Source organism: Bacteroides sp. AF25-38AC (assembly GCF_003602995.1).
Classification (GTDB): domain Bacteria; phylum Bacteroidota; class Bacteroidia; order Bacteroidales; family Bacteroidaceae; genus Bacteroides; species Bacteroides uniformis.
The window spans coordinates 41,949-55,574 of sequence record NZ_QTMD01000031.1 but is presented as its reverse complement, the minus strand read 5'-3'; the positions used below and the strand labels follow the sequence as shown (position 1 = coordinate 55,574).

The following is a 13,626-nucleotide window of genomic DNA, read 5'->3' as shown; positions in this document are numbered from 1 at the left end:
ATAGACTTGCTAAATTATATGCTTAAATATAAAATACCTCAGATTGTTACGTTGACCCCATTTCTACTGCTAAAATCAGGAAATGTATAAAAAGAAAAAGTGCCGATAATCATTGGATTACCAGCACTTTACTCAGTCGGGATGACAAGATTCGAACTTGCGACCACACGCCCCCCAGACGCGTACTCTACCGGGCTGAGCTACATCCCGAATTGCGGGTGCAAATGTACGGCTTTATTTTAAAATAGCAAATATTTATAGTGCTTTTTTTATTGAATGAACCTATATTTTGCAGTTTCAAGGCTTTCGGTCAACGTGTCCTGCTCTCTTTTTACTTGTATGCCTGCTTCGCAAGGCAATGGCTTTGAGCGGGCAGGCATACTTTGAATGAAGTTATTGCAGGTTTAGGCTGTTTCTTACGGAAGTGATAGCCGGACTTTCGGGCGTTACGGATTTCCGGGTACAATAATCGAATTCCGCAGATTTTTCGCCGCTAAATGATTTCCACTTCAGTTTCAATTTAACGGTCTTGCCTTCTGTATCAGGCAGGGCATCCAACTTGAAAGCAACCAGTCCGTCCGCATACCTGCCGTAAATGTCGCCCTTGGCATTGTGGCGGAATTCTACTTCATACGGGTTTTCCGGATTCTCGCTCAGCAGCAGATTGACAAAGTGCTTTGTTTGATAGTCTCCTTGCTGAGTTCTAAAGCGAAGGGTCAGATAACCGTCTTCTGCGATGGTTACCCAATCGTTCACTATTTCCACCGGGTCGGTGCCGTATACGGTATCGTTCTCTTCACCCAAATCCGGGGCGATGGGTTTGGTAAGGATACTGTCTATCCAGTTTATATGTACAGCTTGGGTGTAGATATCGCTGGGCTCGTCCACTTCCTTGTAGTTTACTAAAGCGCGGACTTCCTTCTCGCCGTAGGGAGATTTCGTCATGTTGGTAGGCAGCAGAGTGGTCTTGTCATCCAATTGCAGAAAGACTGTCTGGTCTGCATCGGTCTTTACCGTTACCAGGGCATTGGGGAATCTCATGGCATAATTATCATCGTCGTCCAGGCACGATTGGAGGCTTAAGGAGCTGATGGTTGCAATAGCGATTAAAATTTTCTTGTTAAAGATTGACTTCATTTTCATAGTGTACTCTTTTAAATTAAACATTTGGAATAGGTCTTGCTTTTATAGAAATAGCATATTTGCGAAAACCCTGCATGCAGCATTGTTAATTAATGATAAGAGCCGGAGTAAGCTGGTGCGGAATATTATTCCCCGATACATGAAAGATATTTGTATATCAGGTGGAATATGATTACCTTTGCTGTATGAGATGCACATCTCGCGTGTGTTGAGATGTATGTCTCGAACTGCATGAGATGTGCATCTCGTGCATGTTGGGGAATAGCTGTCCGGCCGTATGGAAACTGGCTTTCTGTTTAGGGGAAGTAACTTTCGGGTGGGGTGTCAGCGGTCTGGTTGCAGTAAGAAACATTATGTTCATTGTGAAAAGAGTATGAGTATAGTCTATTTGGTTCGAAAGAAGGTTTTCCGCACGGCAGAAGGGGTGAAGCAACTCTATTATGCTGTGCAGCGTGTGTTACAGCGGCGTGGAGGTGTGACGGCAGAGCTGCTGGCGCAGCGTATGGCATCCAGAAAAGGGATGAGTTCGGGAGACGTGCAGAGTGTATTGATAGATTTGCCGAAGTTTATAGAGGAAGCGCTGATGGAGGGAGAGTCGGTGACCATTAAGGGGCTGGGTTCCTTCCATGTGGCGGTGACGAGTGACGGGTTTGAGCATCCCGACGATGTGATGCCGGGCAAGGTACGCTTATCCCGTGTCTATTTTCGTCCGGATAAGTCGCTGGTGGCGAGGCTGAACAGCGGGATGGATTTCTACCGTTATCCGCTTAGCCGATATTTCCCTCACGATATGTTGCGACCGGAAACGCTGCGAAAGGAGCGGGCCGAGGGAAAGACGGGAATTCCGGATGAAGACCCAGTTGGGATGGAAAATGATACGGAGGACTTTTCGGGGGAGGAGTGAGCGATGAATGTGGAAGAATTCAGAGAATACTGTCTCTCCTTGCCGGGAGTGAGCGAGAAGATGCCTTTTCCTAATGTGGCCGACAGATACAGCCGCGATGTGCTTTGCTTTTATGTGGGCGACAAGTGGTTCTGCTTTGTCAATATCGAAGTGTTCGACTTCTGCTGCATCAAGTGCCGCCCGGAGGAATCAACGGAGCTGCGGGCAAGGTACGAGGGGGTGAAGCCGGGGTGGCACATGAACAAGAAGTATTGGAACAGTGTGTATTTTAATCAGGATGTACCGGACAGCATTATCCGAGAACTGGTGGCACGCTCCTATCGGCTGGTTGTGGAGAGCCTGCCGAAGAGGGAGCGGGAGCGTTATACCCCCATGCACTCCCTATAAAAGTCGAACATTTCGAAGATAGTCTCCTTGTCTGCCGTCTGGTTGAGACAGATGTTACCCACTTCTTTCAATAGGGTGAAGTTGATGACTCCGGCGGTATTCTTCTTGTCATGCTTCATCAGTTCGTACAGCTGGTCGTACTGTTTGCAGTTGAAGGTGAAGCTGCCATAATTCTCTTTGACGAATTGGATGGTCTGGCGCATCTTGTCCTTCGGGAATCCGGTCTTTATATAAGAAAGGTAGAGTTCGCAGACCAGCCCCCATGCCACTGCATAGCCGTGCAGCACCGGACGCCTTTCGGCAAGGGCGAGGCTTTCGAAGGCGTGTCCCACGGTGTGCCCCAGGTTCAAGGCTTTGCGGATGCCATGTTCCAGTGGGTCCTCTTCTACGATGCGTTCCTTTACCTGCACGGAACGTCCTACCATGGACTTCAGCAAGGCATAATCTATCTTTTCCGTATCGAATGACAGCAGTTCTGCCAGATGTTCCGGGGTACTGATGAGGCCGTGCTTCAACATCTCCGCATAGCCGGAGAAGAAGTTATGGGCATCGAGGCTGCGCAGGAATTCGGTTTCCAGCAGCACGCAGGCGGCAGGAGCAAAAACACCGATTTCATTCTTCAGACCGTTGAAGTTGATGCCCGTCTTGCCTCCCACGGAAGCGTCGACCATGGCGAGTAGCGTAGTGGGAACGTTGATGTAGGCGATGCCCCGCTTGAAGGTGGAAGCGGCAAAACCGCCAAGGTCGGTCACCATGCCACCGCCCAGATTGATGAGCAGGGAGTGGCGGCTGGCCCCTTTCTCGCTCAGGGCTTGCCATACGGCAGCCAGCGTTTCCATATTCTTGTGCACATCTTCTGCCCCGATAATAATCTCTTCCGCTTCTTCCAGGGCGGGGATACCGTCCAGATGCGGGCGGCAGAGGCGGTGGGTATGCTCGTCGGTAAGGATGAAAAGCTTGTCATGGGGACACTTCGCTATGGCATGCGTCAGGCTGTTTGCCAGTCCTTCGCAAAGGATTACTTCTTGTTTACTCATCTTGTTAATTACAAATTACGAATTACCAATTACTGATGTTACGGATTATGAAGGAAAGGGAGCCTTCTTCATTATATTGTGGCACAAAGATAGCTCTTTTGGCAATAAAACGTTATCTTTGTCCCGTGAAATTCTATGGGTGGCAAGGCGTTTCCGTCATCTGTCTCCTGCTATTTGTAATTTGTAATTGATTGATAGAAATGAGAGCATTACTTCCCGTTTATTGCCGTCCGCTGGGTTATTTCATCATAGCTCTGGCGTTGTTCCTCCCTTTCATATTCCTATTGTGGGGAAAAGTGACAGATGCCAACCTGCTGTTTTACAAGGAATGCTCCAAACTCCTGATGATGATGGGGGCACTGATGATAATCTTTGCCTTGACGAAGAACGAGAATAAGGAGATAGAGCAGGTGCGCAACAAGTCCACGCGCAATGCCATCTTTCTGACCGTTCTTTTTATCTTCGGCGGTATGCTCTACCGGGTGGCGCAGGGTGACCTCCTTTCGGTCGATTCTTCTTCTTTTCTCATATTTCTTATATTGAATGTGCTTTGCTTGGAATTTGGTATAAAGAAAGCGACCGTTGATAGATTATTTAAGCGGAATAGTCGATAAACGGAGCAAATCGTCATGTGGGGCATTAAACCTTTTGCCCGGAAGTCTGTCAAATGAAACAGTGAATAAAAGGCATTGTTCATTTAGAATAGACAAAGAATAGACACATGAAGAAAATTATCACGGGGATGGCGTTGCTGTTGGTAACAACGCTGTCTGCATTTTCACAGACCAAAAACATTACGGTATCGGGCCGTGTCGTGGAGGACACCAAGGAGCCTGCGATACAAGCTACCGTGCAGTTGCTTTTGTTGCCAGACAGTGTTCAGGCATCGGGTACGGCCACTACGGCACAAGGTTATTTCACTCTTCCCAAAGTCAGTGCGGGTAAATACGTGCTGAAGGTTTCCTACATTGGATTCAAGAGCCAGTACATCCCTTTACACCTTTATGCTACGACAACTGCCAAGAACATGGGTACACTGACACTGGAAACGGATGCGGTGATGCTGGCCGAGGCTGTGGTTACGGCGGAAGCGCCGCAAGTGCAGGTGGTGGAAGATACACTGGTATATACCTCATCTGCCTATCGTACCCCCGAGGGAGCCATGCTCGAAGAGCTGGTGAAGAAGCTGCCCGGTGCGGAGATTGACGACGAGGGTAATGTGAAAATCAACGGTAAGGACTTGTCGAAGATTATGGTCGACGGTAAGGAATTCTTCGGTGGAGACGTAAAGACCGGTTTGAAGAACCTGCCGGTAGATATGATAGAGAAGCTGAAAACCTACGACAAGAAGTCCGATTTGGCACGTATCACCGGTATTGACGACGGTGAGGAGGAGACGGTGCTCGACCTGACCGTAAAGAAAGGCATGAACCAGGGTTGGTTCGGTAATGCCGACGTGGCCGGAGGGACGGAAGACCGCTATATGGGCCGCTTCATGCTGAACCGCTTCGTGGACAAAACCCAGGTGTCGGTAGTGGGTTCTGCCAATAACGTGAACGACCAGGGCTTTTCGGGCGGTGGTGGTCCTCCGCGCTGGCGCAGGAACAACGGACTTACTGCAACGAAAATGCTGGGTGTGAACTTCGCTACCCAAACCGATAAGCTGGAACTGGGCGGTAGTGCACGCTACAACTATCAGGATGGGGATATTGCAAGTATCGGTTCTACCGAGGACTTTCTGCCGGACGGCAACTCTTACTCCAACTCGAACAGCAGGCAACGTAACAAAGCCAAGAATTTCAATGCCGATTTCCGTATGGAGTGGAAGCCGGACTCGATGACGAATATCATTTTCCGTCCCAACTTCTCGTACGGCAAAACGGACAATCTCTCCAATTCTGAGAGCGGTACGTTCAATTCCGACCCTTACAGTCTGGTGAGCGACCCCAATAACTGGCTGAATCTGGAGAAGATTCTCAATCCGGACGATGACCCGTTGAGAAGTATCCGTATAAATGCTATCAACAGCGGTTCGCTGAACGACAACAAGAGTGTGTCTACGGATGCAACCTTGCAGTTGAACAGAAAGCTGAATGACAAAGGACGCAATGTCACGTTCCGTGGAAGATTCGGTTATACCAATAATGACAACAACCAGTATACGGAGTCGGAAACACATTACTTCCAGTTACTGAATGCTTTGGGAGGAGACTCCATCTTGGTTCGTAACCAGTACATCACTACTCCTACCAAGAACTACAATTACAGTGCACAGCTGACTTACAGCGAACCGATAGCCCGCGCCACTTTCTTGCAATTCAGCTATCAGTTCCAGTACAAGTATAGCGAGAGCGACAAGACGACGTATGATTTGCAGGGTTTTCCGGATTGGGGATTGTCAACCCAGCTTCCCACGGGATATGAAGAGCATGCGGTGGATAGTCTGGGTAAGTATGCGGAATACCGCTACTACAACCACGATGCATCCGTGTCTTTGCGCTTTATCCGCGAGAAGTATCAGTTGAGCGCAGGTATGTCGTTCCAGCCGCAGCATTCTGTATTGTCCTATAAGCGCGGCGACTATATGATTGATACCACCCGCAATGTGTTCAACTTCGCTCCGAACCTGGACTTGCGCATCCGTTTCTCCAAGGTGAGCCAGTTGCGTATGACATATCGCGGGCGTAGCAGCCAACCGAGTATGGAGAATCTGTTGCCGATTGTGGACAACTCCAATCCGCAGAATGTACGTATCGGTAATCCGGGCTTGAAGCCTTCCTTCACGCACAACATGCGATTCTTCTATAATACGTATAATGCCGAAAAGCAGCGCGGTATTATGTCGCACGTCAACTTCTCGGCAACGCAGAATAGCATCAGCAATAGCCGTGTGTACAATTCGGAGACTGGTGGATGGACTACAACTCCGAAGAATATCAACGGTAATTGGAATGCGTTCGGCATGTTTGGCTTCAATACGGCACTGCCCAATAAGAAGTATACCATCAACTCCTTCTCCAATGCCAACTATCAGAACAATGTGGCTTATCTGACGTCCGGTAAGGGAGCAGATGCCGTGGAACGGAAGAATACAACCACCAACCTGACGCTGGGCGAACGTCTGAATGCCGCCTATCGTAATGACTGGTTTGAATTCGGCTTGAACGGAAGCATCTCCTATTCAATAGAGAAGGATAAACTGACGCCTGACAATAATCAGGAGCCCTATACCTTCTCCTACGGTGCCAATACGCAGATTTCCATGCCGTGGAACATGACGCTCTCTACCAACATTGCCAACCAGAGCCGTCGAGGATATACGGACAGCAGTATGAACCGTAACGAGCTTATCTGGAATGCACAGTTGTCGCAGACTTTCCTGAAAGGGAATGCCACCGTCAGCTTCGAGATGTACGACATTCTGAAGAAGCAGAGTAACATCAGCCGTTCGCTGACTGCAAGCGGCCGCTCGGTGTACGAATATAACGGCGTGAACAGCTATTGCATGCTTCACTTCATCTATCGTCTGAATATTTTCGGCAGCAAGGCCGCCCGCGATAAGATGCAGGGCAGACGCGGCTTCGGCGGTCCGGGCTTCGGTCCGGGTCATGGTCCTGGCGGTTTCGGAGGACGCAGGCCGTTCTAAAGCGGAGGGGATCACCCCCCTAATCAGCTTGTCATTCTGATACACTCTCAATTCTGTGGCAGGTTTCTTTTTGATTATTTTTCAGACGCGGATGACGCAGATAAGAATATTAAAAATCTGCGTCATCCGCGTCAAAGCGATAGCAAGTATAAGTTTTCAGACAAGTTGGGGGAAGAGGGACTTTTATGTTAATCTCTGTAATCTTCGGTGAAAGTTTCTGTGTTTTTCCTACATTTGTTTCACACTTAATTGTCTGTGAACATGCTTGATTGGAACTTCATTGCCAGCCAGATTGCTACGATAGCCTTCGACATTGTTTATTTCGGTGCCATCATCGGAACGATTGTCGTCATTATTCTCGACAACCGCAATCCGGTGAAAACCATGGCATGGATACTGATACTGATGTTCCTTCCCATCGTGGGGCTGGTGTTTTACTTCTTCTTCGGGCGTAGTCAGCGCCGTGTGCGCATGATAGGGAAGAAGAGTTACAGCCGCTTGTTGAAGAAACCTATGGCGGAATATCTGGCGCAGGACTCATGTGCGCTTCCCATCAATTATAGTCGTCTCATATCCTTGTTCCGTAATACCAACCAGGCTTTCCCCTTCGATGGAAACCGGGTGGAAGCCTATACCCTGGGGCTCTCCATGCTGCAATCCCTGCTGCGCGAACTGGGGAAAGCAACGAAGCATATCCACATGGAATTCTATATCTTTGAGGACGATGCCATTGGGCGCTTGGTGCGTGATGTCCTGATGGAAAAGGCGCGTGCCGGGGTAGAGGTACGTGTGATTTATGATGATGTGGGTTGCTGGCATGTTCCCAACCGTTTTTTTGAAGAGATGCGCGAGGCCGGTATCGAGGTACGCAGCTTTCTGAAGGTACGTTTTCCGCTTTTCACCAGTAAGGTGAACTATCGTAATCATCGGAAAATAGTTGTCATTGACGGGCGCATCGGCTTTGTGGGGGGTATGAATCTTGCCGAACGCTATATGCGCGGATTCTCATGGGGCATCTGGCGGGACACACATCTGCTGCTGGAGGGCAAGGCTGTTCACGGATTGCAGACCGCCTTCCTACTCGATTGGTACTTTGTGGACCGTACACTGATTACGTCTACCCGCTATTTCCCGAAAATAGAAAACTGCGGTACTTCCTTGGCGCAGATTGTAACGAGTGAGCCCGTAGGCCCATGGAAAGACATTATGCAGGGACTTGTCATATCCATTTCCAGCGCAAAGAAATATTTCTATATCCAGACTCCCTACTTCCTGCCCACCGAAGCCGTACTTGTTGCTATGCAGACAGCCGCCTTGTCAGGTGTCGATGTGCGTCTGATGTTGCCCATGCGTGCTGATAACCGCTTGACGCATCTGGGTTCCTGCTCTTATCTGGCAGATGTGCTCTATTCGGGAGTCAAGGTCTATTTCTATAAGAAAGGCTTCTTGCACTCCAAACTGATGGTTTCGGATGATGAGTTGTCCACGGTAGGCTCTACGAATGTGGATTTCCGCAGTTTTGAACATAACTTTGAGGTGAATGCCTTCATCTATGACACAGAAACAGCGCTTCAGATGCGCGAAATCTTCCTTCAAGACCAGCGCGACTGCGTACAAGTATTCCTGAAGAACTGGGTGAAGCGCCCCTGGTATCGTAAGGCTGCAGAGAGTGTGGTGCGGCTGATGGCGCCGCTGTTATAATGAAGAATGATGAATGAAGAATTTCTTGAAGTGTATTCATATCGTACCATTCTTCATTCATCATTTAAATATCGTGAAGTTCACGCTCCCGTATACCCTTCTCTCCACAAAGTGCGGATGTTCCTCGAAACTGTTTTTCTTCCCGTGTTCCAAGACGAAGAGTCCGTCTTCTTTCAGCAAGTTGTTCTCGAAGATGAGATCGGGCAAGGTTTCCAGCCCGGCAAGCTCGTAGGGAGGGTCAGCAAAGATAAAGTCGAACTGCTCGCGTCCGCTTTTGAGGTATTTGAATACGTCACCGCGTATGGGTAGGCACTTGTCCGTCTTTAATTCCTGCATAATTTTGCAGATGAAGGCATAGTGGTCGCGGTCTTTTTCCACGCTGATTACTTGGTCGCAGCCTCTGGACACAAGCTCGATGCTGATGCTGCCCGTACCGGCAAATAGGTCGAGGGCACGGATGCCGTCCTCAAAGTCCATGTAGTTGGAGAGCACATTGAACAGATTCTCTTTGGCAAAGTCTGTGGTGGGGCGTGCCTTGAAGGAGTGGGGCACGTCGAAACGTCTTCTTTTGTATATTCCGCTGATTACTCGCATAGGGTTATGGCTTGCAGGTCAAGATTAGTGGCGGGATTCATGATGAATACCTGCCGGATGAATTTTCGCAGTTCGGGCAGTAGCAGTTCTTTGTCGTTTAGGTCACCGGTCAGGTGCAGCTCATCGCGTTCCTGCTCGAAGCCGAGTTGTTTCCATATATATAATAGGTAGTAGACACGGTCGGGTGTGCTTCTGCATTCAAAGGAATTGGCAAGAAGGAGGCGTCCGCGCTCGTAGCCGTATACGTCTACGGCATCTTTTCGCAAGTGTGCATACATCTTCCGGTTGTTGCCCAAGCGGCTCTTTGAGGAGAAGAACTCAATGAAGGGGCTGGCTTGGGAATAGAACTTGACATCGGGATACTGTTCGCGAAGGAAGGAGCAGGCACTCTTATCCATGCCGAACAGTACGACAGTGCTGCTCTTATGCAGTATGTTGTATTGTACGGTTTCGTTTTCCCGTTTAGGATGGTTGTGATAGAAAATGATTTCCGTTTGTTCGTCCTCGAAGAACTCCAGGGGAATGAACGTGAAGCGTTTGTCTGCCATGAGCACATTGACACGGCGGAAGGGGCGTTCCAGCCATGCCAGTTCGCGGAAGGTCTGTTTCAGATTGGCAGTGAGGGAGAGGGACTCGTCCACTGCACGGTCGTAGTAAGAGAACTCGCCGTCGCCCAGAGGGTTGAACACAGAAAAAGAAAATCCATCCGTACTGAGACGGATGGATAATGTATACTGTTCCGATTTATTAAAATCAGTCGTTTCTATCATACGTTTGTCGGGGTGAGATTATTCCCAGTTACCGGCGTTGTTGTTAGCTGTTTCCAAGCTACCAATCATCAGACCGCAGTACTTGCCAAGTTTGGTTTGTACGTCCTTGATGTTGGCAATTTCTTGTGCATCCAGACCGTTCAAATAAACTTCGTACGGAGTCTTCACTTCGAGCAGACAGAAAGGAGCACCGGATTTAGCTGTATCGTTCTTGATGGCCATTTCGAACTGTGCACCGTTTCCGAAGGGAACATATCTCATTGAATCGGGGTTGAAGCCCTTCGGGAAGATAGTGTCCAATACGGCTACCCACAAGGTGTCACGTTTGAAGTTTTCCAATCCCCATTTCTTGACGTCAGCATAGTTACCTGTCTTCTTTGCCTTATTGATGATGTTGATGGCTTTCTTTTCAGTCAGACCGTCTTCCAGCTGCTTATCGTTCAGTTCTCCTTGCTTGAAGATGAACGGAAGTTTCTGGTTTTTAACAAAGTCAATCAGAGAGTCGAAGCTTGCAGTATATTGCTGGTCATGTAAAGTACGATATTCCAATTGTGCTTTACGGATGTCAATCAGACGTGCAATGACGGCTGCGTCTCTGTGCTTCTTTGCTTTTTCAAAGTTGATAGGACCCATAATGCTGGCATAACAAATATAAATTAGCACCAAAGCACATAAGCCTAAAATGACATTAAATACTGTTTTCATGATAAATATGTTTTTTAGTTGTTATATTCGCACCGCAAAAATAAAAGAAATTAATTTAAAAACGATAGTTCCCTTTACTTTTTTCTGTTACAAAAATGATAAATAACTATTTAGAAAGGCAAATTAAGGAAAATTTTCCTTACCAACCAACTCCTGAACAAGAAATTGCTCTAAAATCTTTATCGGAGTTCCTGCTGTCGCCCCGTAGCGAGGTGGTTTTTATGCTTCGTGGTTATGCGGGGACGGGTAAAACATCGTTGGTCGGTGCCTTGGTGCGGACGCTGGACAAGTTGCAACAGAAGTCGGTATTGCTGGCACCGACCGGACGGGCGGCAAAGGTTTTCTCGGCGTATGCGGGGCATCCGGCGTTTACGATTCATAAAAAAATCTATAGACAGCAATCTTTCTCCAACGAGCTGAGCAATTTTTCTGTGAACGATAATTTGACAACTCACACTCTCTATATAGTGGATGAGGCATCGATGATTTCCAATGAGGGACTGTCCGGTTCGATGTTCGGCACGGGCAGGCTGCTGGACGACCTGGTGCAGTTTGTCTATTCCGGCCAGGGATGCCGCTTGTTGCTGATGGGCGATACGGCGCAGTTGCCGCCGGTGGGGGAGGAGCAGAGTCCTGCCCTTTTTGCCGATGCCTTGAGAGGCTACGGGCTGGAAGTGGTGGAGGTGGACTTGACGCAGGTGGTGCGCCAGGAACAGCAGTCGGGTATTTTGTGGAACGCCACCCGCCTGCGGCAGTTGATAGCGGAAGACGATTGCTACAGCCTGCCGAAGATAAAGGTTTCGGGGTTTGCCGACATTAAAGTTCTGCCCGGAAATGAGCTGATAGAAACGCTGAACTCTTGCTACGACCATGACGGGTTGGATGAAACTATCGTGGTGTGCCGCTCCAACAAGAGGGCGAACATCTACAACAAAGGCATCCGTGCGCAGATTCTCTGGCGTGAGGATGAATTAAACACCGGTGATTTGTTGATGGTGGCGAAAAATAACTACTTCTGGACGGAAAAGGAGAAGGAGATGGATTTCATTGCCAACGGTGAGACTGCCGTGGTGCGCCGCGTGCGCCGTACGCGAGAGCTGTATGGCTTCCGCTTTGCAGACGTGACGCTGGTCTTTCCCGACTATAACGACTTTGAACTGGAAGTGAACATGCTGCTCGATACGCTGCATACCGACTCGCCTGCGCTGCCCAAGGCAGAAAACGACCGGCTTTTCTACTCCGTCCTCGAAGATTATGCCGACATCACCGTGAAGCGCGAGCGGATGAAGAAGATGAAGGTAGACCCGTACTACAACGCCTTGCAAGTGAAGTATGCCTATGCCGTGACTTGCCACAAGGCGCAGGGCGGGCAATGGAAGAATGTCTTTCTGGACCAGGGGTATATGACGGATGAATACCTGACACCCGATTATTTCCGTTGGCTCTACACCGCCTTTACCCGTGCCACGGGAACGCTCTACTTGGTGAACTATCCGGAAGAACAAATAGTTTGAAAAAGAGAGGGGTACCGATGCAGTATTCCGGCATTTTTTGTATTTTTGTAGATAGAACAACTATAACTGAACAAGTATGAAGAAACTATACTCTCTCTTTGCCTTGATAGCACTGCTGTTTACCGCTTCCGGTTGCGAGGACGATTACCGAAGCATGGTACTTTTCGAAGGTGTGGAGCCTATCTACCAGATTGGGACATGTGACAATCTGGTGTCCAATCTTTCTTATTATCTTTCTGAAACAAACGAAGATACAGTGCTGGGCATTGACGGCGGCGACGGTTCCTATAATGTGATTAACGAGCACGAGTCGGTGGCTTCCGTGACTTTTACCGATGATGTCAACGGGTATCAGCGTATCAAGATTCATCCGCTGGCAGAGGGGGAGACGATTGTGAAGGTGATGGATGGTTCCGGTGAGGAAACACAACTGCGCATCACGGTGAAAGGTCGTAGGCAATATACGTTGACGAAAATGGGCTTCGAGTATGGTATCAGTAGTGGTGCACCGACGGAACTGCTGGGTGATGTTTCTAAGGCACTTGCCGAGCGTCCTTGGGTGAAGGATGGCGGGTATTATGTGCTGGTGCCCGAAGATTTCTCCAATAGTATGTGGAAAGGTGTATTGGAAATCTATCCGACGGGAAAAGAGGAGGAACCGCTAATGGGGATATACGAGACAGTTCCGGTGGAAGATGAGAACGGAGATACATATGCATTGTGGCAGTTTACTTATAATGGAGAGAAGAGGCTCTTTACGCGGACGGTCTCGGGAAATGGTAAATGTGTACTTGCGGAAAATGTAACTCCTTTCTGTCCTTCCGGTTTGCTGCCCGAAGGTGCACTGGTGGTTTATCGCGAAATGTTTATACTTCGGATGGAATAAGGTTTTAGTGGAAATCTTGTCAAGAGCAGATTTACGAAAGATTAACAGACGGGAGGCTTAGGCTTCCCGTTTTTGTTTCTGTTGCGCATCATCTGTCTGTTCTGTATGCATCATTCGTTTGCTTCGAATGCATTGTCTGTTTGTTCTGGACTAATCATCCGTTCCCTCCACTTCACTGTCCCAAACCTTAGGGTTTTTCACGGAAACCCCAGGGCTTTGGAGGGTAAATGCCAGCCATTTCACTTGCTAAGGTGTGGCATTTAGGATGGTAAGGTGTGGAGTTTGGGGAGCCGGCATGTGGCATTTCAAATGGAATACCGTGGAGGATAAAAAGAAAAG

General features: G+C 48.6%; 12 protein-coding genes and 1 tRNA gene. 7 read left to right on the top strand and 6 right to left on the bottom strand.

Going from position 1 to position 13,626, the window contains the following annotated elements:
- Window positions 1-136 precede the first annotated feature (136 nt).
- Window positions 137-210 (bottom strand) — tRNA-Pro (locus DWY55_RS17725).
- Window positions 211-393: 183 nt separating this feature from the next.
- Complete coding sequence (locus DWY55_RS17720; RefSeq protein ID WP_008665687.1) at window positions 394-1,143, bottom strand: NigD-like protein; 750 nt, start codon at window positions 1,141-1,143, stop codon at window positions 394-396.
- Between the two features lie 373 nt (window positions 1,144-1,516).
- On the opposite strand from DWY55_RS17720, the gene DWY55_RS17715 reads away from it, so the two are divergent.
- Both DWY55_RS17715 and DWY55_RS17710 read left to right on the top strand, forming a co-directional pair.
- Complete coding sequence (locus DWY55_RS17715; protein WP_008665685.1) at window positions 1,517-2,047, top strand: HU family DNA-binding protein; 531 nt, start codon at window positions 1,517-1,519, stop codon at window positions 2,045-2,047.
- Window positions 2,048-2,050: 3 nt separating this feature from the next.
- Window positions 2,051-2,434: an MmcQ/YjbR family DNA-binding protein gene (locus DWY55_RS17710; protein ID WP_005824086.1), complete on the top strand. Its 384-nt coding sequence runs from the start codon at window positions 2,051-2,053 to the stop codon at window positions 2,432-2,434.
- Here DWY55_RS17710 and aroB read toward each other — a convergent pair.
- Complete coding sequence (aroB, locus tag DWY55_RS17705) at window positions 2,410-3,471, bottom strand: 3-dehydroquinate synthase (RefSeq protein WP_120178217.1); 1,062 nt, start codon at window positions 3,469-3,471, stop codon at window positions 2,410-2,412. The genes DWY55_RS17710 and aroB overlap by 25 nt on opposite strands.
- 200 nt (window positions 3,472-3,671) lie before the next feature.
- On the opposite strand from aroB, the gene DWY55_RS17700 reads away from it, so the two are divergent.
- From DWY55_RS17700 to cls, 3 genes are all read left to right on the top strand, one after another.
- Window positions 3,672-4,085: a hypothetical protein gene (locus DWY55_RS17700; protein WP_005824079.1), complete on the top strand. Its 414-nt coding sequence runs from the start codon at window positions 3,672-3,674 to the stop codon at window positions 4,083-4,085.
- A gap of 107 nt (window positions 4,086-4,192) precedes the next feature.
- Window positions 4,193-7,117, top strand: coding sequence for a TonB-dependent receptor (locus tag DWY55_RS17695; protein ID WP_120178215.1), 2,925 nt, complete (start codon window positions 4,193-4,195; stop codon window positions 7,115-7,117).
- Between the two features lie 261 nt (window positions 7,118-7,378).
- Window positions 7,379-8,818 (top strand): cardiolipin synthase, encoded by a 1,440-nt coding sequence (gene cls, locus DWY55_RS17690; RefSeq protein ID WP_005824073.1) that lies wholly within the window; start codon window positions 7,379-7,381, stop codon window positions 8,816-8,818.
- Window positions 8,819-8,878: 60 nt separating this feature from the next.
- Here the strand turns inward: cls and rsmD are convergent, their stop codons facing one another.
- Genes rsmD through DWY55_RS17675 form a run of 3 tightly spaced genes read right to left on the bottom strand, consistent with a single transcriptional unit; the run spans window position 8,879 to window position 10,887 of the window.
- On the bottom strand, window positions 8,879-9,412 hold the full coding sequence (gene rsmD / locus DWY55_RS17685) for a 16S rRNA (guanine(966)-N(2))-methyltransferase RsmD (RefSeq protein WP_005824070.1): 534 nt from the start codon (window positions 9,410-9,412) through the stop codon (window positions 8,879-8,881).
- The gene (locus DWY55_RS17680) at window positions 9,403-10,182 is read right to left on the bottom strand and encodes a DUF3822 family protein (RefSeq protein WP_120178213.1); all 780 of its coding nucleotides are present in this window, start codon (window positions 10,180-10,182) and stop codon (window positions 9,403-9,405) included. The genes rsmD and DWY55_RS17680 overlap by 10 nt, the downstream gene beginning before the upstream one ends.
- An 18-nt stretch (window positions 10,183-10,200) precedes the next feature.
- The gene (locus tag DWY55_RS17675) at window positions 10,201-10,887 is read right to left on the bottom strand and encodes a hypothetical protein (RefSeq protein WP_005835160.1); all 687 of its coding nucleotides are present in this window, start codon (window positions 10,885-10,887) and stop codon (window positions 10,201-10,203) included.
- Window positions 10,888-10,982: 95 nt separating this feature from the next.
- On the opposite strand from DWY55_RS17675, the gene DWY55_RS17670 reads away from it, so the two are divergent.
- A complete protein-coding gene (locus DWY55_RS17670) occupies window positions 10,983-12,401 on the top strand; it encodes an ATP-dependent RecD-like DNA helicase (RefSeq protein ID WP_057254324.1) in 1,419 nt (472 codons plus the stop codon).
- A 76-nt stretch (window positions 12,402-12,477) separates the two neighbouring features.
- Window positions 12,478-13,287 carry a hypothetical protein gene (locus DWY55_RS17665; RefSeq protein WP_005835166.1) on the top strand — a complete coding sequence of 270 codons (810 nt, stop codon included), beginning with the start codon at window positions 12,478-12,480 and terminating at the stop codon, window positions 13,285-13,287.
- Window positions 13,288-13,626 lie beyond the last annotated feature (339 nt).

Excerpts from the sequence above, each read along its gene's own strand:
- DWY55_RS17675 (WP_005835160.1), bottom strand. The coding sequence starts at position 10,887 with ATGAAAACAGTATTTAATGTCATTTTAGGCTTATGTGCTTTGGTGCTA.
- rsmD (WP_005824070.1), bottom strand. The coding sequence starts at position 9,412 with ATGCGAGTAATCAGCGGAATATACAAAAGAAGACGTTTCGACGTGCCC.
- DWY55_RS17715 (WP_008665685.1), top strand. The coding sequence starts at position 1,517 with ATGAGTATAGTCTATTTGGTTCGAAAGAAGGTTTTCCGCACGGCAGAA.
- DWY55_RS17710 (WP_005824086.1), top strand. The coding sequence starts at position 2,051 with ATGAATGTGGAAGAATTCAGAGAATACTGTCTCTCCTTGCCGGGAGTG.
- aroB (WP_120178217.1), bottom strand. The coding sequence starts at position 3,471 with ATGAGTAAACAAGAAGTAATCCTTTGCGAAGGACTGGCAAACAGCCTG.
- DWY55_RS17665 (WP_005835166.1), top strand. The coding sequence starts at position 12,478 with ATGAAGAAACTATACTCTCTCTTTGCCTTGATAGCACTGCTGTTTACC.
- DWY55_RS17695 (WP_120178215.1), top strand. The coding sequence starts at position 4,193 with ATGAAGAAAATTATCACGGGGATGGCGTTGCTGTTGGTAACAACGCTG.
- DWY55_RS17670 (WP_057254324.1), top strand. The coding sequence starts at position 10,983 with ATGATAAATAACTATTTAGAAAGGCAAATTAAGGAAAATTTTCCTTAC.
- DWY55_RS17720 (WP_008665687.1), bottom strand. The coding sequence starts at position 1,143 with ATGAAAATGAAGTCAATCTTTAACAAGAAAATTTTAATCGCTATTGCA.
- cls (WP_005824073.1), top strand. The coding sequence starts at position 7,379 with ATGCTTGATTGGAACTTCATTGCCAGCCAGATTGCTACGATAGCCTTC.
- DWY55_RS17700 (WP_005824079.1), top strand. The coding sequence starts at position 3,672 with ATGAGAGCATTACTTCCCGTTTATTGCCGTCCGCTGGGTTATTTCATC.
- DWY55_RS17680 (WP_120178213.1), bottom strand. The coding sequence starts at position 10,182 with ATGATAGAAACGACTGATTTTAATAAATCGGAACAGTATACATTATCC.